Origin of the sequence: Melissococcus plutonius ATCC 35311, from assembly GCF_000270185.1 — a bacterium.
Lineage (GTDB): Bacteria > Bacillota > Bacilli > Lactobacillales > Enterococcaceae > Melissococcus > Melissococcus plutonius.
Window position 1 is genome coordinate 872,971 of record NC_015516.1, and the last position, 21,186, is coordinate 894,156.

The 21,186-nt window shown below is 31.1% G+C and carries 20 protein-coding genes and 2 pseudogenes; 17 read left to right on the forward strand and 5 right to left on the reverse strand.

Annotated features, from left to right (window positions below; genetic code table 11):
- The 7 genes from cdaA to glmS all read left to right on the forward strand — a co-directional run bounded on the left by cdaA (position 1) and on the right by glmS (position 9,097).
- Positions 1-882, forward strand: a complete 882-nt coding sequence (gene cdaA, locus MPTP_RS03720; protein ID WP_013773737.1) for a diadenylate cyclase CdaA — start codon at positions 1-3, stop codon at positions 880-882.
- The gene (locus MPTP_RS03725) at positions 879-1,775 is read left to right on the forward strand and encodes a CdaR family protein (protein WP_013773738.1); all 897 of its coding nucleotides are present in this window, start codon (positions 879-881) and stop codon (positions 1,773-1,775) included. The genes cdaA and MPTP_RS03725 overlap by 4 nt, the downstream gene beginning before the upstream one ends.
- Before the next feature lie 326 nt (positions 1,776-2,101).
- Positions 2,102-3,466 carry a phosphoglucosamine mutase gene (gene glmM / locus MPTP_RS03730; protein WP_013773739.1) on the forward strand — a complete coding sequence of 455 codons (1,365 nt, stop codon included), beginning with the start codon at positions 2,102-2,104 and terminating at the stop codon, positions 3,464-3,466.
- A 120-nt stretch (positions 3,467-3,586) separates the two neighbouring features.
- Positions 3,587-4,141: an ECF-type riboflavin transporter substrate-binding protein gene (locus tag MPTP_RS03735; protein ID WP_013773740.1), complete on the forward strand. Its 555-nt coding sequence runs from the start codon at positions 3,587-3,589 to the stop codon at positions 4,139-4,141.
- A gap of 100 nt (positions 4,142-4,241) precedes the next feature.
- Positions 4,242-5,948: an ABC transporter ATP-binding protein gene (locus tag MPTP_RS03740; RefSeq protein WP_013773741.1), complete on the forward strand. Its 1,707-nt coding sequence runs from the start codon at positions 4,242-4,244 to the stop codon at positions 5,946-5,948.
- Positions 5,942-6,778, forward strand: coding sequence for an energy-coupling factor transporter transmembrane component T family protein (locus MPTP_RS03745; protein WP_013773742.1), 837 nt, complete (start codon positions 5,942-5,944; stop codon positions 6,776-6,778). The genes MPTP_RS03740 and MPTP_RS03745 overlap by 7 nt, the downstream gene beginning before the upstream one ends.
- A gap of 510 nt (positions 6,779-7,288) precedes the next feature.
- The gene (glmS, locus tag MPTP_RS03750; protein WP_013773743.1) at positions 7,289-9,097 is read left to right on the forward strand and encodes a glutamine--fructose-6-phosphate transaminase (isomerizing); all 1,809 of its coding nucleotides are present in this window, start codon (positions 7,289-7,291) and stop codon (positions 9,095-9,097) included.
- Positions 9,098-9,415: 318 nt separating this feature from the next.
- Here the strand turns inward: glmS and MPTP_RS03755 are convergent, their stop codons facing one another.
- Both MPTP_RS03755 and MPTP_RS03760 read right to left on the reverse strand, forming a co-directional pair.
- Positions 9,416-10,174, reverse strand: coding sequence for an ABC transporter permease (locus MPTP_RS03755; RefSeq protein ID WP_013773745.1), 759 nt, complete (start codon positions 10,172-10,174; stop codon positions 9,416-9,418).
- A 2-nt stretch (positions 10,175-10,176) separates the two neighbouring features.
- Complete coding sequence (locus tag MPTP_RS03760; protein ID WP_013773746.1) at positions 10,177-10,821, reverse strand: ABC transporter ATP-binding protein; 645 nt, start codon at positions 10,819-10,821, stop codon at positions 10,177-10,179.
- Between the two features lie 660 nt (positions 10,822-11,481).
- On the opposite strand from MPTP_RS03760, the gene MPTP_RS03765 reads away from it, so the two are divergent.
- Together MPTP_RS03765 and MPTP_RS03770 are read left to right on the forward strand one after the other, a co-directional pair.
- Positions 11,482-11,772: a hypothetical protein gene (locus MPTP_RS03765; protein WP_013773747.1), complete on the forward strand. Its 291-nt coding sequence runs from the start codon at positions 11,482-11,484 to the stop codon at positions 11,770-11,772.
- Between the two features lie 85 nt (positions 11,773-11,857).
- Positions 11,858-12,829, forward strand: a complete 972-nt coding sequence (locus MPTP_RS03770; protein WP_013773748.1) for a tetratricopeptide repeat protein — start codon at positions 11,858-11,860, stop codon at positions 12,827-12,829.
- 155 nt (positions 12,830-12,984) lie between these two features.
- Here the strand turns inward: MPTP_RS03770 and MPTP_RS03775 are convergent, their stop codons facing one another.
- A complete protein-coding gene (locus tag MPTP_RS03775) occupies positions 12,985-13,614 on the reverse strand; it encodes a copper homeostasis protein CutC (protein ID WP_041363342.1) in 630 nt (209 codons plus the stop codon).
- Positions 13,615-13,711: 97 nt separating this feature from the next.
- On the opposite strand from MPTP_RS03775, the pseudogene MPTP_RS03780 reads away from it, so the two are divergent.
- From MPTP_RS03780 to MPTP_RS03805, 6 genes and pseudogenes are all read left to right on the forward strand, one after another.
- Positions 13,712-14,567 (forward strand): annotated as a pseudogene (locus tag MPTP_RS03780) (methyltransferase domain-containing protein).
- Positions 14,568-14,810: 243 nt separating this feature from the next.
- Positions 14,811-15,317, forward strand: a complete 507-nt coding sequence (gene trmL, locus MPTP_RS03785; RefSeq protein ID WP_013773752.1) for a tRNA (uridine(34)/cytosine(34)/5-carboxymethylaminomethyluridine(34)-2'-O)-methyltransferase TrmL — start codon at positions 14,811-14,813, stop codon at positions 15,315-15,317.
- Positions 15,318-15,749: 432 nt separating this feature from the next.
- Positions 15,750-16,307, forward strand: coding sequence for an NUDIX hydrolase (locus MPTP_RS03790; RefSeq protein WP_013773753.1), 558 nt, complete (start codon positions 15,750-15,752; stop codon positions 16,305-16,307).
- Positions 16,308-16,343: 36 nt separating this feature from the next.
- On the forward strand, positions 16,344-16,634 hold the full coding sequence (macP, locus tag MPTP_RS03795; RefSeq protein ID WP_013773754.1) for a cell wall synthase accessory phosphoprotein MacP: 291 nt from the start codon (positions 16,344-16,346) through the stop codon (positions 16,632-16,634).
- Positions 16,635-16,649: 15 nt separating this feature from the next.
- A complete protein-coding gene (locus tag MPTP_RS03800; protein WP_013773755.1) occupies positions 16,650-17,345 on the forward strand; it encodes a 5'-methylthioadenosine/adenosylhomocysteine nucleosidase in 696 nt (231 codons plus the stop codon).
- A gap of 19 nt (positions 17,346-17,364) precedes the next feature.
- Positions 17,365-17,910, forward strand: a complete 546-nt coding sequence (locus MPTP_RS03805; RefSeq protein WP_013773756.1) for a cysteine hydrolase family protein — start codon at positions 17,365-17,367, stop codon at positions 17,908-17,910.
- 181 nt (positions 17,911-18,091) lie between these two features.
- On the opposite strand, the gene MPTP_RS03810 is transcribed toward MPTP_RS03805, so the two are convergent.
- On the reverse strand, positions 18,092-18,388 hold the full coding sequence (locus MPTP_RS03810; RefSeq protein WP_013773757.1) for a GIY-YIG nuclease family protein: 297 nt from the start codon (positions 18,386-18,388) through the stop codon (positions 18,092-18,094).
- Positions 18,381-19,112: a tRNA1(Val) (adenine(37)-N6)-methyltransferase gene (locus tag MPTP_RS03815; protein ID WP_013773758.1), complete on the reverse strand. Its 732-nt coding sequence runs from the start codon at positions 19,110-19,112 to the stop codon at positions 18,381-18,383. Before MPTP_RS03815 ends, MPTP_RS03810 begins: the two co-directional genes overlap by 8 nt.
- A gap of 131 nt (positions 19,113-19,243) precedes the next feature.
- Here MPTP_RS03815 and MPTP_RS03820 point away from each other — a divergent pair.
- Both MPTP_RS03820 and MPTP_RS03825 read left to right on the forward strand, forming a co-directional pair.
- Positions 19,244-19,872, forward strand: a pseudogene (locus MPTP_RS03820) (lysophospholipid acyltransferase family protein).
- A gap of 174 nt (positions 19,873-20,046) precedes the next feature.
- Positions 20,047-21,186: an exonuclease SbcCD subunit D gene (locus MPTP_RS03825; protein ID WP_013773759.1), complete on the forward strand. Its 1,140-nt coding sequence runs from the start codon at positions 20,047-20,049 to the stop codon at positions 21,184-21,186.

Consider the following 21,186-nt stretch of genomic DNA (forward strand, 5'->3'; position numbering starts at 1 on the left):
ATGTCTTTTCAATTTAATCAAATTTTGGATCTAAATTATTGGCGACAGATTATTTTAGCAGACTTTCTATCAAGAGATTTTGTTATCAATGTTATAGATATTTTAGTCGTTTGGTATCTTGTTTATAAATTAATGATGCTAATCAGAGGCACAAAAGCTGTGCAATTACTAAGAGGGGTAGCAATTTTTATTGTTATTCGTATAGTAAGTGAATTAGTGGGACTTCATACCCTATCTTGGCTGATGAACCAGGTAATTATTTATGGCGTAATTGCTGCTGTTGTTATTTTTCAACCAGAGGTCCGTAGAGGACTGGAACATCTAGGTCGTAGCTCTATTTTTAGAGGTTCTAAAACAGAAGAGCAGGAAGATGAAATGATGATTCAAGCGTTTGATAAGGCAATTCAATATATGTCTAGACGGAAAATCGGTGCATTGATTACTATTGAAAGATATACGGGTTTGGATGAGTATATAGAAACAGGAATTAAATTAGATGCCGATATTACTGGAGAATTATTAATTAATATTTTTATTCCGAATACGCCGCTTCATGATGGAGCCGTTATTGTAAAAAAAGGCAAAATTGCTGCTTCTTGTGCCTATCTTCCACTTTCTGAAAGTAACTTAATCCCAAAAGAATTTGGGACGAGGCATCGAGCAGCAATTGGCATCAGTGAAGTAAGCGACGCTTTGACTATTGTTGTTTCTGAGGAAACAGGAGATATTAGTTTAACGTTAAATAATGAATTCATTCCTCGATTAACACGGGAAGAATATTTAAAAATTTTAAAAGAGGAATTGGTTGTTAGTAGTCATGAGAAAAAAGGACCTATGAAACAATTTATTGATGGACTTGTGAGGGGGGCGAGAAAAAGATGAGAAAGTCGACCCAAAGTAATCTATTCTATGGGTTTATTTCATTAATGTTCGCTTTACTTTTGTTTTTTAATGCCAATTCTCAGGGAAGTATTGAGAGAACAGTTTCTACTCAAGATAAAATTTATGATGAGACACTGAATAATATTCCTGTACAGATTGTTTATAATCAAGACAAATACTTTGTTTCTGGTTATGAGAAATTAGTCAGTGTACGGTTAAAGAGTGCTAATCGTATTCAGTTAAATTCTGAAGCAAATGAAGATACTAGAAGTTTTAAAATTATTGCAGATTTAACAAATACACGTCTAGGAACTTCAGAAGTTCAATTGCAAGCACAAGGATTAAGCTCAGCAGTGACTGCAGAAATTCAACCAAAAATGTTAACAGTAACGCTTGAAAAAAAGATAACTAGAGAGTATAAAGTTGAAACAAAACTTCCTGATCTTGTTAAAAAGGAAGGATATACCATCGATGATATTTCTTTGAATCCTGAAAGTGTTAAAATTACGACTGGAACAGAAACAGCTAAAACAATTAATCGAGTCATTGCACCAATTGCTAGTACAAATCAATCGACCGATCGAATAAAACAAGTAGTAAATGTTCAAGCTTTAGATTCAAAAGGACAGGTGCTTCCAATTGAGGCGCCACCTCCAAAGGTTGAAGCAACAATCAAACTATTGCCAAAAACCAAAGAAGTTCCATTAATTGCAACAGCAAATGGAACAGCAGCAAAGAATGTTTCATATTATAATTTTAATTTGTCTAAATTGAATGTAGCCATTTCAGGTCCAGGCTCTGTTATTGATTCAATTAATCAACTTGAATTACCAATTAATATTTCTGACATAAAAAAAAACGACAAAGAAATCAATAGAAATACCAGTAGATAACAATTATACAGTCGATCCAAAAAGAGTTGAGGTAACAATTCTTCCGGTGTTTAAAAAGAATGATTAATCATCCTTCAAGATAGTAACGATAGAAATAATAACAATATTATAATTATCATTAGTTGTAATAATAAGAATGATGGAGTAAAACTTCATCCAAACTAAACTTTTTACTGATGAAAATTATAAGGTTCATATCTAAAAAGAAGATGAATAGTCTGATTCATTTTCAGAAGAGAAAATAGTCATACTTTTAGCTATTTAAGTGAAATAGGAGAAAATAGGAACTAATGATCGGCAATCAAATGTAATTAAGGAGAATACAAATGGGTAAATATTTTGGAACTGATGGTGTTAGAGGAATTGCAAATAAAGAATTAACACCTGAATTAGCATTTAAATTAGGTCGTTGTGGTGGCTATGTATTAAGTCAGCATGAAGAAGCTTCAAAAAAACTGAGGGTTCTCGTTGGTCGGGATACACGTATTTCAGGTGAATTGCTTGAACAAGCGCTGGTTGCGGGGTTATTATCTGTAGGTATTGAAGTATTCAAACTAGGTGTCATCTCAACACCAGGTGTCGCTTATTTGACAAGATTGCAAAAAGCATCGGCGGGTGTTATGATTTCCGCTTCACATAACCCAGCAGAAGATAATGGAATTAAATTTTTTGGCGGAGATGGATTTAAATTAGCAGATGATCAAGAAAAAGAAATTGAAGTATTGTTGGATCTTCCAACAGATGACTTGCCACGTCCATCTTCTGAAGGATTAGGTACATTAGATGAATTTCCAGAAGGATTACTAAAATACTCACAATTTTTAGTTCAAACGATCCCGCAAGATCTTTCTGGTTTAGTTGTATGTATAGATGCAGCAAATGGCGCCACTTCAACTTCAGTTAATCGTCTATTTGCAGATTTAGAAACAGATTTTTATACCATGGGAACAAGCCCTAATGGCTTAAATATCAATGATGGTGTAGGTTCAACACATCCAGAAAAATTAGCAGAATTTGTCATAGAAAAAAATGCTGATGTGGGGTTGGCATTTGATGGCGATGGCGATCGGGTAATTGCTATTGATGAGCTAGGAAATATTATTGATGGTGATAAAATTATGTACATCTGTGCAAAATATTTGGCAGAGAAGAAACGCTTGAAAAAAGATACAATCGTAACGACTGTAATGAGTAATCTAGGATTTCATAAAGCTATTGAAAATGCTGGATTAAAAGACGTTATTACACAGGTTGGTGATCGTTATGTGGTTGAAGAAATGCGAAATAATGGCTATAACTTTGGTGGTGAACAATCTGGTCATATTATCTTTTTAGATTATAATACGACTGGAGATGGCATGCTATCAGGTATTCAGTTGTTAAACATTATGCAACAAACAAACAAAAAACTCTCAGAATTAGCGGCAGAAGTAGAAATTTATCCACAAAAATTGGTAAATGTACGGGTGAAAGATAAGAAAAGCATCATGGAAAATACAACAATAAAAGCAGTAATTGAAGGAGCAGAAGTCGAAATGCAAGGAAATGGTCGTATCCTCGTTCGTTCATCGGGAACAGAACCTTTGGTAAGGGTTATGGCAGAAGCACCTACCCAAGAAGAGGTTGATTATTATGTTGATAAGATTGTCAAAGTGATCAAAGAAATGGAAGGAATAAAATGTAATTCATAGATTGATCAAAAAGCGTATCCTTATTAAATTATAATTTTTATATTTAATAAGGGTACTAAGTTCAACCAATAGAGAAAAAATTAAATGAACCAGCGATTTTAAAATAGAGAGTTGGGCTGTATGAAAAAAAGTTTATCTGTAAAAACAATTGTAGCTATTGGTATTGGGTCTGCAGTATTTGTTATTTTAGGACGGTTTGTTGTTATTCCTACTGGTTTTCCAAATACGAATTTAGAAACTTGCTATCCGTTTTTAGCACTTATGAGTATTGTATTTGGCCCCATTGCTGGTGGATTAATTGGTTTAATTGGTCATACATTAAAAGATTTGACCACCTATGGAAGTGCTTGGTGGAGTTGGATTTTCTGTTCAGGTATGATAGGAATGATTTATGGTTTTATAGGGAAAAAATTATCTATTCAACATGGATTATTTCCAAAGAAAGAACTTATCTATTTTAGTATTTGCCAAATTATTGGTAATCTAATTATTTGGGATGGCCTAGCACCAACTTTAGATGTGTTGATTTATAGTGAACCAGCAAATAAGGTATTCACCCAAGGCATAATTGCTGTCATTTTAAATGTTCTTTCGATGGCAATTTTTGGTACATTGTTATTATCAACCTATGCAGCTACACGTGTAAAGAAGGTTAGTTTAAAAAAGGAATGGTAAGGAATAATGGATGAATGATTAAAAATGACAGAAAAAATCTAATGGAATAAAAACAAAATGCAATTTTTTAATTCTGTTTGACTTAAAAAGGGGAAGTACAATGAAAAAGGCATTAATTACTTTTGATAATTTTTCTTTCCAATATTATAGCCAAGCTGAACCCACACTCACTGCTATTAATTTAACCATTTATGAAGGCGAGAAGGTAGTAATTGTTGGACCAAGTGGAAGTGGTAAATCAACACTAGCTCAATGTATTAATGGTTTAATCCCTCATAATTATGAAGGTGACATAACAGGTACAGTCACCATTAATAATAAAGATTTAAAAAAGACAAGTCTATTTGATTTATCATTTGATGTTGGAACTGTCCTACAAGATACAGACAGCCAATTTATTGGATTAACGGTTGCTGAGGATATTGCTTTTGCTTTAGAAAATGATATGATTCCTCAGGAAAAAATGAAAGAGGATGTTGAAAAATGGGCAAAAGTTGTTAACCTAGATCACTATTTATTCCAGAAACCACAAAACCTATCCGGTGGTCAAAAACAAAGAGTTTCAATGGCTGGTGTCCTGATTAATCATTCTCCTATTTTGCTTTTTGATGAACCATTGGCTAATCTTGATCCAAAAGCTGGACAAGAGACTATGCAATTAATTGAAAAAATTCATCAAAAAGGTTCAGCAACTATTTTGATTATTGAACATCGATTAGAAGATGTTTTATGTCAACCAGTTGATCGCATTATTGTCATGAATGCGGGGAAAATTGTAGCAGACCAAACACCAGACGAATTGCTTAAAACAGATTGTTTATTAAAACAAGGTATTCGTGAACCGTTATACGTAACTGCCTTACGCTATAGTGGAATAAATATGTCTAAAATAGAAAATATTTCAACAATTAAAAAATTAACAGCACCAGATTTACATCAAAAATTAACTGGATATTTGGCTGAACCAATACAACCAACGAATACAATCAAAAATCAGCCCTTACTTGTTGCTAAACAATTAAATTATCAATACAATAAAAAAAGTAAATTGGCATTAGATAATCTTTCATTGACGATTAATCAAGGTGAAATGATTAGTATTATTGGAAAAAATGGGGCTGGAAAAACAACGTTTTGTAAAACAATTTGTGGATTTATCAAACCTCAACAAGGTAAAATTTATTGGAAAAATCAATCAATAAATCATCTTTCTATTAAGGAACGTGCAGATAAAATTGGTTATGTGATGCAAAATCCAAATCAAATGCTCTCTAAAAAATCAGTTAAGGAAGAAATTGGTCTAGGGTTAGTGTTGCGTAATATAGAGAAAGAAGAGCGAGAAAAACGTATTGAACAGGTATTAAGAATTTGTGATTTATATCCTTATCGTAATTGGCCGGTCTCTTCTTTAAGTTTTGGACAAAAAAAACGTGTCACTATTGCTTCAATTTTGGTTTTAGAACCAGAGATGATTATTTTAGATGAACCAACTGCCGGACAAGATTTTAATCATTATACAGAAATTATGCATTGTTTAGAACGACTACATAGAATGGGAATTACAATTTTAATGATCACGCATGATATGCACCTAATGCTTGAATATACCCAACGAGCAATTATTATTGATGAAGGAAAGGTATTAGCTGATACTATGCCAGTTAAAATTTTAACTAATCAGGAATTAATTGAAGCCGCTTCGTTAAAGGAAACGAGTCTTTTCACGTTAGCCAATCAGCTAAAAGTAACGAATCCTCTGCGATTTATTGAAAATTTTGTAAGATATGATCGAAAGGTAAGATGTTAGTGGATAATCAGATGCTAGGATATATTCCAGCAAATACAGTAATTCATCAATTGAATAGTACAGCAAAATTGCTTTTTCTGCTGCTTGTATCTATTGCATGTATGACAACTTATGACACACGCTTGTTAGCTTTTATGGCAGTTTTTTCGTTCGTTTTATTTAAACTAGCAGATATAAAATGGCAGCAAGTATCTTTTGTGATAAAATTTATTGCCGTTTTTTCCTTGTTAAATATTTTTGCCATCTATTTGTTTGCCCCAGAATATGGAGTAACCCTTTATGGCTCACGAACATTAATATGGAAAGGTATTAATCGTTTTACATTGACTTATGAAGAATTGTTTTATGAATTTAACTTAATATTAAAATATTTTTGCACCATTCCTTTAGCATTGATTTTTTTGTTAACAACCAATCCTAGTGAATTTGCATCTAGTTTAAATCGTTTAGGTGTTCATTATAAAATAAGTTATGCAGTGGCCTTAGCTATTCGTTATATCCCAGATATTCAGGAAGATTTTTTCAACATTTCGTTGGCTCAACAAGCACGTGGATTAGAATTATCTAAAAAAGGACAACTTATTAGAAAACTAAAAGGAAGCCTCCAAATTGTTTTTCCGTTAATTCTTTCAAGTTTGGATCGCATTGAAACTATTAGCACTGCCATGGAATTAAGAAGATTTGGTGAAAATAAGCGGCGTACATGGTATATTAGACAACCAATTCGCCTGATGGATGGGTTAGTTATTTTATCAGCCATTATTTTTTTGTTAGTTAATTTCTATCTTTTTCATAGTAATAATGGACGTTTTTACAATCCGTTTCGATAGTATTAATTTTTTTTAGAATGACCTTTTAAAATTATTACCAATATATAAATAGGAGAGAGTAATTGTATAAGATAACTATCTTCATGGTTTGAAAGAAGTTTAATGACTATCATTATGCAATTTTAATGAAAAAATTTTCTCAATATTATTTTATAAATTGAAAACATGAGAACATTATTAGTTCTCATGTTTTTTTAATGCAAACAATTTAGCGAAATAAATAAGAAAAATTTATTAAGGTGAAATAATATAGACCAATTTTTTGTATATGTAAAAAAATTGACAATTAAATTGATTATAGGTTATAATTGCTAACGATTTATATATTTTGATTTTCAAAATAAATATATACCAATTTTAAAAATGATCCTAAATTTAAGTGCTGTAATTAAGTTTAATCATCAATTAAAAATATTTAAACATCGTATTAGTAGAAAATAGGTCATAAATTCATTCAAATGAATAATCTGTAAAAAATTAGTCTATCTAAAAATGAAATGAGGTTTTTATATGTGTGGAATAGTAGGTAGTATAGGGAAAAATAATACAACGGCGATTTTACTTAGGGGATTAGAAAAATTAGAATATCGGGGTTATGATTCTGCAGGGATTTATGTGAATGGAAAAAATCATGGGAATTACTTAGTGAAAACCCAAGGAAGAATTGCTAATTTACAAGAAAAATTAACGTCAAATATACAAGGCACGATTGGTATCGGACATACCAGATGGGCAACACATGGAAAACCAAATCAGGAAAATGCTCACCCACATCGATCAAACAATGAACAGTTCATTTTAGTTCATAATGGAGTGATTGAAAATTTTGAAGAATTAAAGCAAAATTTTTTGCAGGGAAAAGACCTTGTTGGGGATACAGATACAGAAATTATTGTAAATTTGATTGAATATTTTACCGAAATTGGAAAAACGACTAAGGAAGCATTTAAACAGACCATAGCATTAATAAAGGGATCATACGCCTTTGCATTGGTTGATAAGGATGATGTTGAAACCATTTATGTTGCGAAAAATAAAAGTCCACTACTTATTGGAATTGGAGATCATTTTAACGTTATTTGTAGTGATGCAATGGCAATGTTAGAAGAAACAGATTGTTTTATGGAAATAGCTGATCATGAAATGGTGACAGTGACTGCAGAAAAAGTAGTCATTGAGGATGCAAATGGACATCTGGTTCATAGAGAGACTTATAAAATTCCATTCGATTTAAATGATCTTGGAAAAGGAACTTATCCATATTATATGTTGAAAGAAATTGATGAACAGCCTGGTGTTATCCGTAAAATTATTCAAAATTACACAAATGAAAATAAAGAATTAACGATTAATGATTCCTTGGTGAATAAAATTAAGCAAAGTGATCGCATTTATATCATTGCCTGTGGCACTAGTTATAATGCTGGATTGACAACACGTTCTTTATTAGAAAAAATGATGAATATTCCGGTAGAAGTTCATTTAGCCAGTGAATTTGGTTACCATATGCCTTTATTATCGACACAACCATTTTTCATTTTTTTAAGTCAGAGTGGAGAGACTGCAGATAGTCGACAAGTTTTAGTACAAATTAGGAATTTAGGATATCCATCACTAACACTGACGAATGTTAATGGATCTACTTTATCAAGAGAATCGGATAGTACGCTATTGCTTTATGCAGGTCCTGAAATTGCGGTAGCCTCTACCAAAGCATACACAGCGCAAGTAGCATTATTGGCTATTTTGGCAAAAGCTGTAGGTGAAGCAAAAAACAATTCAATGGCTAAAAACTTTGATATTGTTTATGAATTAGGCAAAGTAGCATCAGTTATGGAAACATTGATTAATGATCATTCAGTCAAGGAGTTGGTGAATGAATATTTAGCCGATACGACTAATGCTTTTTATATTGGTCGTGGTGTTGATTACTATACTGCTTTAGAAGCTGCATTGAAATTAAAAGAAGTATCATATATTCAAGCTGAAGGGTTTGCTGCTGGTGAGCTGAAACATGGTACCATTGCATTAATTGAAGAAAGTACACCTGTCATTGGCATTATTACAGAAGAAGAAACGCAAGCACAGACACGAAGCAACCTAAAAGAAGTAGAGAGTAGAGGAGCGAATAATCTAATTATTTCTTTATCTTCATTTGCAAACTCAAAAGATCAAATTATTATCCCTGATGTCCATAAATATCTGACTACTTTAGTAAGCATTGTTCCGACACAACTTATTGCTTATTATGCGGCTTTACAAAAAGGATACGATGTAGATAAACCAAGAAATCTAGCCAAAAGTGTTACAGTCGAATAAAAGATTTTTCCCAGATAATTATTTGCTTTAAGAAATAAATTTAGTTTTATTTATGGATTAAATCGCTAACTTTAATAGACTCATTAAATTTTAAAACTAGCTATATAAAGTTAAATAGTTGGATAGGTTAAACTTATTCTGCTAGTTTTCCAATTATTTATTTTTATGCTTGAAATTGAATCAGAATACATTGAAAAAGCAATAAATTTAATGCTAAATTTATTGCTTTTTTAATGCTTTCATCATTTTGCTTAAACATATGAATGAGAGACAATACCTTTATTAATAGTTTCATTTATCAAATAAACCATCAAAGATTTAAGACAATAATTGTTTCCTTGAATTATAGTATTTTTTGTAGGCATAGTAACTTGCAATAAAAGAACCGAGGCTCGTAGCAGATAATAACATAAAAGTAACCATAATTTGATATTTGATTGCATAAACTGGATCAATGCCAGCAAAAATAAGACCAGACATCATGCCAGGCAGACTGACAATTCCAACAGTTTTTGCAGAATCGATTGTTGGCGACATCCCTGTTTTAATACTAGCTTTAATGATTGAATTAGACGCCTCTTTGATAGTTGCACCAAGTGCCAATTTTTCTAATACTTGTTCTCTTTGATCATGAAATTGACTGTGCATATTTCTATAACATAAGCCAATCGCGACCATTGAATTGCTAGCGACCATGCCTGTAATTGGAATAATCTGCGAGGGAACAAATTTAATGGTTTGAGTCATAACTAAGACACCAACGGTAATAAATGTACTAATAAAAATTGAGAAAAAAGAAATCCAAAAACCATCTTCTAATCCGTTGCTTCGCTTATTCGCATTATAGGCTGCATTAATAAGAATAATGAATATCATGATCATAGTTAAAAATATATTATTAACACGAAAAATATATTTTAATAGATAGCCAACAATAATTAATTGAATAACCGCACGACAGATACTAACTATAATCTCTTTTTCCAAACCTAGTTTTTCTTTATAACTAATGCCAATAGCAATAAAAACTAAAATGGTTATAAAAAGAAGTGAAATATTATTGACAGATAAATTCATTTTTATTCCTCCAATTTACCAGCAACGATTTTTTTTAAATTTTTAGCACTGTTTATTTCCTGTGAATCATGAGTAACATAAATAATCGCAAACTTTTCTTCTTTGTTTAATTCATCAATGAGTTGATGGATAACTTGTTTGCTTTCATCATCTAATTCGGCAGTCACCTCATCTAACAAAAGAATTTCTGGAAGAAATAGGAGATTTCTAATCAAAGCAATTCGTTGACGTTCACCACCAGAAAGTTCTGTTATTTTTTTAGATAAATAATTTTCTGGTAATGAAATTCTCCTCAATGACACCTTTGCTTTCTCCATGTCAAAAGATTTCTTTCGAATTTGATAAGGAAAAGAAAAATTATCTAAAACTGTATTTCCAAAAAGTGTAGGTTGTTGTGCACAATAAGAAACTTTTTTGCGATAAGAAATAGGGTCCATTGTTGCGATATTGCTCTTGTGAAATGCTATCTTTCCTGAAGTAGGAGTTAAAAGATTAGCAATCAACTGAAGAAGCGTACTTTTTCCACTACCAGATGGACCAGTTAATGTTAAATAATCATTATTATTCAATGTGAAAGAAATATTTTGCAGAATCTCTTGTTGATTGACCTGGTAAGAAATATTAGTTAACTTAAGTAATTCACTCAATAAAATGACCTACCTTCCGATATACTAATTTCCTTCATTGTAGTAAATAGGCAAGTTTTATTCAACTAATACTCACTAAACTAAATTGAAGAACATCGTTTATTGTCTTGTTAAAATAATCCATGACGCTTTTTCTATAATCATTTTGATTGAATAAATAATTGTAAAAAACAGCTAAAATAAATTTTTTACTTGTAGACTTTTTTAAAGAATGTTAGAATACTTCTTTATACTGATTATTTACTAATAATTTTTCTTAATGTATGAATGAATTAAGTAGTACAGAAAAATTATAATTGGTTTAATGAATAGGTTGATTTGAATATTTTGTTTAAATAATTAAAAAATTTCGAATTTTTAGTAAATTACTGGTATAGTTAGAATGGACAGAATCATTTGCTACTCTTAATAGTTAATTATTCGATTTTTTAGCTCTACTTATTATTTTATAAAATAGCTTAAGAATCAAAAATGGTCTAGTTATAAATAATGAATAATTAAGGTTTAGGCTAATCATAAATAAAAAAATTTATAGTTAGCCTGAACAATCAACCAAAGGATAATTCTTTCAAAGAAGAAAAATATGTAATAATTATGATTTTGTTAATGAATAGCATGAAGGATTGATTCAATGAGAAGATATTCAAGGAAGGAAAATTTATGATAAATCATATTAATACAATGACATTTTCCCAATTAAAAGATATTGTTCAATTGCTAGAAAATGACAGCACTATTTCCAATGAAACAAAACTTTTTATCGATACTGGGTGGGATAGTATTCAAGAAGTTACCACAGAAGCAATACAAGTAGAAAAAGTTACGTCTTTTGAGGTAGAAGGTGAATTAACAAAAGAAATTTATGAGGGCTATTGTTTGGTTGACAAAGCGAAGAAGTTGAATACAAAAGGTAAGCAAGAGACAGCGATTATTATCAAAAATCTTTATTAAAAGTACCTATCTGTTTATCTTGTTGTATTAAGTGCGATTTTAGTTAGTTTAAAATAAAAAGCAGTATTAGAAGGGACGTGTATATTTGGATAACAAAATCTCCTTTCCAAAAAATTATGAAAGATATATTGAATTAGGACAAGCAGCCATGGATGCAAAGAATACAGAAGCGGCCCTGGATTACTTCTTGAAAGCTTATGCCATCCATCAAGATTTTTCTTTGAATTTTTTAATTGTTAGTATGTATTTAGGTTCAGAACAACCAAAAACAGCATTAACCATTGCTTCTGAATTAAAGAAAGACTATCTTTCCTCTGTAGATTCATTGGAATTTTACATTCAGTTATTAATTCAAAATCATCAATTTATTGAAGCACATATTTTGATTAATGATCAGCTTTTATTAAAAAAAACAAAAAATATAAAGCCATTTATTGCATTAAAAAAGCAAGTTTGTCAGACAGAATTGCTTTATCAACAATTTGAAACAAGTAAAATCACCGAGTTAGAACAAAACCTAAAAATTTTACAGACATATAGTTATTTTGAACAGTTAACAATCATAAAACAGGCGGTTCAGCTGCCTAAAGAAAGATTTATCAAGATAGGGAAAGAGATTTTGTTAAATTCAGATGTTCATTATTTAGTTCGTTCATGGCTATTAAATGAATTTGAAAAACTCAACTTAACAGAAAAAATATGTTTTCTTTGGATTGATCAGAAAACGTATCAAGTGATTCCTGCTAATATTGGTGATCCAATGGATAGTGAAATTTGTCAAAGAGTATTACTTTATTTAGAAAAAGAGCTTATCAATGATCATCCTATTCTGTTATTGGAATTAAAAGAAGAAATTCAATTGCATTTTGTTTTACTTTACCCTTTGATCGATCAAATTATAACAGATCCTAAATTATGGACGATTAGCTATATTTCCTTTTATGACCATTCATTAGTTAATTTTGATGATAACAATCAAGAAGATATGTCTAATATTAAACGGTTTCAGGAAATACAAAATAATATTCGCTTTAATTTAGATGCTGTACAATTATAAATGGCTAATAATGAAATAAATTTAAAACTCACATTCCCTAAATTCTTATTTTTATAAGAATTTAGGGAATGTGAGTTTTAACAAGTTTTTGTTTTATAACTAATTTAGTTAACAGAATAGATAATTATGAATTAGATTGATTAAATAATAGTAGATCAAACAATTTTTGTCCCATGAAATTCACTAACAGATAATTGCTTGCTGATTATAGGTAGATTGTGTTTGGTAATGCCACCACCAGGTAAAATGATCAATTTATTATTTGCATAGTTGATAAGTTCTTTTAACCAAGGAATATTCTCTTCAATAAGTGTGTCTGCCTGGCCACCATGTGTTAGAATACGAGAGACACCGTGATCTGCTAACCAGTCAATTGCCTTAAGTTGGTCTGCTTGATTTAATAAGTCAAAAGCCATATGAAAAGTTATTTGAAGGCCCTCAGCAGCTTCGATTAATTGTTCCATTGCTTCCTCATCTAGCCAATTTTTTTCAGTTAAACAACCAAGCACAACACCATAAGCACCCAAATTTTTTGTTTCAAAAAGATCTGTCTCCATTATCTTTAACTCAGTATCATTGTAGATAAAATTTCCACCACGTGGACGGATAATGGTCATTACAGGAACCCTACTATCTTCTGTATACTGAAGAGTTTCTTTAATAACACCAATACTAGGAGTCGTACCACCTACAGCTAGATTATCACATAGTTCAATTCTAGTAGCACCAGCTGTAATGGCATTTGGGATATTTGTAAAATTTTCCGCACAAAATTCTTTAATCATCTTCATATATTCTCTCCTTGCTTTTCTTTCATGGGCATTGTATCATAATTCTACCTAGCACAAAAGAATAAACCTTGATTTTGTCAGAAAGAGGTCATTGCTATTGAAAAAAATCGAACAAGCACAACAATTTTTACAAAAAAATGAATCGTTATTTCGTTGTCCAATTTGTTATCATTCTTTTTATTTAAATTCCTATAGCCTGATTTGTAAGAATAATCATCAGTTCGATTTGTCTAAAAAAGGTACACTTTATTTTTTGAATCATCAAGTTAAAACTGAATATTCAAAAAAAAATGTTAATTCCAAGAGGAAATTTGATTAAAAATGGGATGTATCAACAAGTATTAGATGCCATACAACAAAAGATTACAGCAATGAATGGCATCACTCTTGACATTGGTTGTGGGGAAGGTAGTTTCTTAACCCAATTAACAGAACGTGGTTTAAATGGATTTAAGATAGGTTTTGATATTTCAAAAGATGGTATTTATCTGGCAAGTTCTCAACCAGTAGGAACAGGATTTTGGGGTGTGGCTGACTTAACAAATTTGCCTATTTCATCTGATTCTATAGATACTATTATAAATATTTTTTCACCTGCTTATTATCAGGAATTTACCCGAGTATTAAAAAAAGATGGAAAAATCATTAAAATCATTCCAGAGATAGATTATCTTAAAGAATTAAGGCAAATCTTTTATCCAGGAAATGAACAAAAGCAATTTTACTCTAATCAAAAAGTTATTGAACGGTTTGAACAAGCAATGATTATTGAAGAAAAAGAACGAATTACCTATACATTTTCTATTCCAAAACATTGTCAACTAGATTTACTTGAAATGTCGCCTTTAGAATGGCAGGTTTCAAGTGAAATCAAGCAACGTGCACAACAATATCCTTTAGCTGAAATTACTATTGATATTTGTTTGTTAAAAGGAAGAAAAAAATAAGTTTTTTCACAAAAAATTAAGAAAAAAACTTGCAAACTTTCCACATTGATGTTATATTACACACAAGTTGTTTTTTCGTTGATTTTTATCAGGTTCCTGTTCTGATAAAAGTTAGTGAAAAGAAACTCACTAACGTAATGACTCGCAGTGCTTAACACCGAGTTGATACGTTTTTTTTTATGTTTTTTAATAGATTTATTATAAAAGAATTGAATTTTTATTTGTTTTAAGAAAGGAAGAACTATGAAAAATCATATTGTTTTGTTTGAACCTCAAATTCCAGCAAATACTGGTAATATTGCACGGACTTGTGCCGCAACAAACACTGCACTTCATTTAATTGAACCATTGGGTTTTTCAACAGATGATAAGCATTTAAAAAGAGCAGGATTAGATTATTGGTCCAAAGTAGAAATTACCTACTATGAAAATCTGCCATCTTTTTTAAATGAATTGGGTGATAAACCGCTTCATCTCATTACAAAATTTGCAAATCAAATCTATAGCGAAATAAATTATGATGATGATCAGGAACATTACTTTATATTTGGTAAGGAAACTACTGGATTACCAGAAACATTTATGCGCCAGAATAAAGAAAAATGTTTACGCATACCAATGAATGATCAACATGTTCGTTCACTAAATCTATCAAATACAGCAGCATTAGTTATTTATGAAGCTTTGCGACAACAAAGGTTTCCAAAATTGGAAAAAAGTCATCATTATGAACAAGATAAACTAGATTAAAAAAGAGAACAAAGTAGGTATAAAAAGTTTGAAATAATTAATGAAAGATGAATTAAATTTAATCAATAAATTTTCTCTTTAAAGAGAAAATAACAGTTAGGATAGTAAGGGGATTTTGAAACACAACTATACAGGTTAAATTTAAGAAAATTCCCACCTTGATATCAAGGTGGGAAAGGAGTAAAAATGAAAAAGTATTTTATTTGGGGGTATTGTTAGTACATATATATATATTAATATAAAACCATGAATTTTTTATGTTTTTATTTTTGATAAATTATAAATTTTTATATAAAAAATAAAAGATGGTAGGCCATATTGTTGATCTATAAAATTTCTTAATGAATAAAACTGTTAAAAAATAGTGTTTATTGAATCGAAGAATGGTAAAATTTATACATCAAATGAAATGACACATAAAGGGTGGGAAAGATGAAAAAAATTGAAAATTTTGAAGAGAAAACAATTGAAAGAACAGATATTTTTGATGGATCGGTTATTCATGTTTTTAAAGATATAGTCGCACTCCCTGAAGGAGGAACAGCTTCAAGAGAATTAGTTTTTCATCAAGGCTCTGTGGCAATCATTCCTATTACAATAGAAAATAAGATTGTAATGGTCAAACAGTTTCGTAAACCATTAGAAAAAACTATTTTAGAAATACCTGCTGGTAAAATTGATCTAGGAGAACAAGTAGATCCAAAAAAAACTGCAAATAGAGAATTAGAAGAAGAAACGGCCTATAGAACAGATAAACTGATCCATATTTCCTCGATGTATATGTCACCAGGGTTTTCGGATGAACTTCTTCATATTTATTATACGGATTCTTTGGAAAAAGTGGACCATCCACTATTGCCCGATGAGGATGAGCTGATTGAACTCCATGAATTGACCTTAACAGAGGCAAAAGAAGAAATCAAAAAAGGGACAATTTGTGATGCAAAAACCATTTTTGCAATTCAATATTGGGAACACCAACACAATTAAAAACAATTTTTGAGAAAGAGGTTTGGGGGAACAAAAATGAGTGACGATCCACTGATTACTCGAGCTGAATTGCGTAAAAGAAGAGAAGAGGAAGAACAAAACTTAGAGCAATCGGTGAAGAAATCTGAAAAAGAATATGAACAAGAAGAACAAAAAATTTCAAATTTTTATCGAAAAGAGCAAAAAAAACAACAAGCGCAAACCATTACAAAATCACGTTCACAAGAACGATCAAAGATTCGTGAACGTAGTAGTAGTTTAAACAAAGCAATTATTGTTGTTGCCATTTTATTAATTGTTGTTGTGTATGTTGTATTACACTTCTAGAAAAGAGGGAAAAAAATGAAAATAGGCATCATTGGAGCGATGGATCAAGAAATTAAAACATTAAGGGCAACAATGAAGGATAGACGTTCTTGGGAACGCGCTGGAATGTTATTTGTTTCTGGTTCACTAGGACGTCATGAAATTATTTTAGTTCGTTCTGGAATAGGAAAGGTTGCAGCAACAATTACAACTACATTATTGATTCATCAGTATCAAGTAAATCTAGTGATTAATACGGGATCAGCAGGTGGTATTGGTAAAAATTTAGCAATTGGGGATTTAGTGATTGCAAACGCTTTGGCTTATTTTGATGTTGATGTTACTGGATTTGGCTATAAACCTGGACAATTACCAGGTGGGATGCCACTTTATTTTGAAACAAGTCAGTATGCAAAATTAGAAATGACAAAAGCAGCTCAAGAAACAGGTTATAAAATCCATCATGGATTAATTGTAAGCGGAGATACCTTTGTCAATAATCAAACAGAGATAGCAACCATCTTAACGAATTTTCCAGAAGCTTTAGCATGTGAAATGGAGGGAGCTGCAGTTGCACAAACAGCTACACAATTTAATATACCATTTTTAATTGTCCGGGCAATTAGTGATACTGCTGATGAGGTAGCTACAGATACTTTCGATGAATTTATCGAAAAGGCTGGTGAACGCTCTGCTCAAATGGTGATTTATTTCATTAATCATTTGATTTGATTAGAAAGAAGGATGAAAAATGAGAGCTTTACTCTCTATTGATTATACGAACGATTTTGTTGCATCTCATGGTGCGTTAACGACTGGTAAAGCTGGACAAGAAATTGAAGCAGCACTGGTAACTATTACAAAAGAATTTACTGAAAATGGGGACTTTGTTGTCTATGCAATTGATCGTCATGATCTTAATGATTCTTATCATCCGGAAACAAGACTTTTTCCACCACATAACCTGGTAAATACGGATGGGCGAAAACTTTATGGAAAATTACAGCATATTTATGATAAAAGTAAACAAGAAGAGAATGTCTATTGGATTGATAAACGTCATTATTCGGCTTTTTGTGGAACAGACTTAGATGTTCGACTTCGAGAAAGAGGAATTACTGAGTTACATTTAACTGGTGTTTGCACAGATATTTGTATTCTCCATACGGCAGTAGATGCTTATAATTTGGGATATAACATTGTTGTTCATGAGAATGCTGTAGCTAGTTTTGATCCAGTAGGACATGAATGGGCGTTGAGCCATTTTAAAAATGCATTAGGAGCATGTATTCATTAAATGGAATATTAAATGATATTGTAAAAAAAACAATATCAATTAAATTGATTTAGCAAATCTATGAATAAAAGAAGACATATCTAGGTATTAAGATAAGTCTTTTTTATTCATAGATTTGCTAAAAAATTATTGAGTATTAATTTTTTTTAAATCTAGGAAAATTGCGACAATCATTGATTTTTTAAATCCTTTTTTGTTCATTATTGATGGGAGGAGACAATGAAGGTATTGTTTCTAAATAGATTTCTTTTTGTCTTCTGGTTAATCTTTTAAACGCATATTCAGCTTTTGTTGCTTCACTTCGACTATTGAACTGTTCAAGATGGATCATTTGAGTGGGCAACCGACTAGGTAATCGAGTATATTTTGCACCAATCCCCTGATTATGTTCATTGAGCCTTCTACCAGGATCAATGGTATAACCACCATAAAAACTACCATCTTTACAGAGTAGCACATAAAAATAATGCTTATCCATAAAGTATCTTTCTAATTGGCTTTTCATAATCATTTTGTTCATTATGTAAAATTAAGGGCGGCAAAATTCGAAATCCTGCTTTTTTTCCTTGTTTTATCCCTTCAATAAGCAGTGTATTTGCCTCTGAATCCTGCTTTGGATAAATAAATTGTACACGTTTTGGAATAATATTTTCTTTTTCAAAAATATTCAGAAGATCTAAAAAGCGATTTGGTCGATGAACCATAGCTAATCTGCCATTTGTTTTTAACAATTGAGATGAAACATGGATGACTTCTTCTAAGGTGGTATAAATTTCATGACGAGCAATTGCTAAATGAATATTTGGATTTTTTTGACTCATTGTTTGTTCTTTGAAATAGGGTGGATTACAAACGACTAGATCAACAGAATCTTTTTTAATGACAGAAGTTGCATTTTTTAAATCCAGTGTATGCATGGTTAATTGTTGTTCTAAATGGTTTAATTGAATACTTCTTTTTCCCATATCTGCTAATCGTGATTGTAATTCAATCTGAATAATGGGTGCTTTTGTCTTTTTACTGATGAATAAGCCGACTGCGCCATTTCCGGCACATAAATCAACAATACGACCTTTTTTAGGAAGACGTGGAAAGTTCGCTAATAATACTGCATCTAATGAAAATGAAAATACTTCCTTGCTTTGGATAATTTTAACGTCTTCAGCATATAACTGATCGATACGTTCGCCAGAAAGCAGCATACACATTCCTCCAATTGGTTTCTTCTAAGGGTGATTATACTACGTTTATAAAAGAGAAGAAACCAAAAAATTTCTTGTCAAATGTTTTTAATTCAGGCATACTAGTAAGGAAGCAGGAAAGGAAGAAGAACATGTTTTTTGTAATTATGCGTAAGTTTTTGCAAATGATTCTCTTTTTAATTAATGGCAATGCACATTATGAAAAGAAAGATCGATTGCCAAAAAAAGAGAACTATATTTTGGTTGCTCAGCATCGAACGTGGTTGGAACCATTCTATTTAGCAGTTGCTGGTTCGCCAAAAACGTTTAGTTTTATGGCAAAAAAAGAGCTATTTAAAAATCCAATTTTAGGTTTTTTTTAACTCATTTAAATGCATTTCCTGTTAATAGAGAAAAACCAGGTCCCAGTGCAATTAAAATACCAGTAAAATCTTTAAAAAATTCTCAATCAAGTTTGATTATGTTTCCAAGTGGTACTCGTTATTCTTCTAGGTTAAAAGGTGGCGTTGGATTAATTGCTAAAATGGCAAATGTAAAAATTGTACCAGCGATTTATCAGGGACCATTGACTTTAGGCGGATTGTTTAAACGTAAACGTGTTGTTGTACGATTTGGTGAACCGATAGATGTTAGCGATGTTAAAAAAATGGACAAAGCAGGAATAGAAGAAGTGGAGCATCGTCTACAAAATGCCTTTGATAAATTAGATGAAGAAATAGATTCCACCAATAAATCAATCTCAAATAAAAAAGACAACTAATGAAAATAAAATCTAAATAAACCTACCAACCTTTTTTATTAAAGAGCGTTTGTAGGTTTTTTGCTGTTTTTGAATAAAATTATTCAATTAAAAGTGAATGATTTAATGAATCACTTTTTCAAATCGTTGAAAGTTTTGTTATAATAGAGTAGAAAAAATTTAGGTGGTGAAAATGTGCGTTTTTTACATACAGCAGATTGGCATATTGGGAAAAAACTGCACGGATATAATTTGTTAGAAGAACAAGCAACTATTTTTCAGCAAATTATCTCAATCGCTAAAGAAGAAAAAGTGGAAGCAATCATTATCGCCGGTGATTTGTATGACCGTGCAGTTCCTTCAACAGAAGCTATTCAATTATTCAATAATATGATGGTTCAATTAAATCTGGAACAAAAATTTTCGGTTTTAGCCATTTCTGGTAATCATGATAATAGTGTCCGCCTAGAAACAGGCAGTCCATGGTTTACTAAAACGAATTATTATTTATATACACAAATGGAACAAGTATTCACACCAATTAATTTAGGAAACACACAATTTTTTTTATTGCCTTATTTTGAACCTATTGCTGCTAGAATTTATTTTGAAGATGATCAGATAAAAACAATGGCACAAGCAATCGAAAGAATAATCAAAAAAATTGTTCAGCAATTTGATAGCACAAAAAACCACGTATTGGTTAGCCACTTTTTTGTGGCAGGTAGTGAAAAAACAGAATCAGAAACAAAGCTAACTGTTGGTGGATTGGATGCTGTTCCGGTTGATTTATTAGCTCCCTTTGATTATACAGCTTTAGGTCATCTACATGGGAAAGATGCGTTGAAGCACCCAACTGTCTATTACAGTGGATCACCATTAAAATTTTCTTTATCTGAAATGAATCAACAAAAAGGAGTATGGATTGTTGATTCAGAAAACAAGCCATTCATGCCTTATTTTAGAGAATTAACGATGATTCGAGAGATTAAAAAAATACAAGGTGACTTTCAAACGCTTGTTGATCCAAAATTTTATCAAACAATTCATAAAGATGATTATATATATCTACAACTAACAGAACAAGCCATCATTCCTAGTATGATGGCACAATTAAGAAAGATTTATACCCATATGATTAAAATTGAGTGTTTAACAAGAAAAAAAGAGGTAAAAGCCAATGAAGAAATGTTGGCTTCTATAAAGCAAAATGATCCACAGAAATTAATTACTTGTTTTTTTAATGATGTTATAGAAACATCATTAACTGGTTTACAACAAGATTGGGTAAAAAAAAGTTTGACTGTGATTCAACAAAAGGAGCGAGAAATTTAA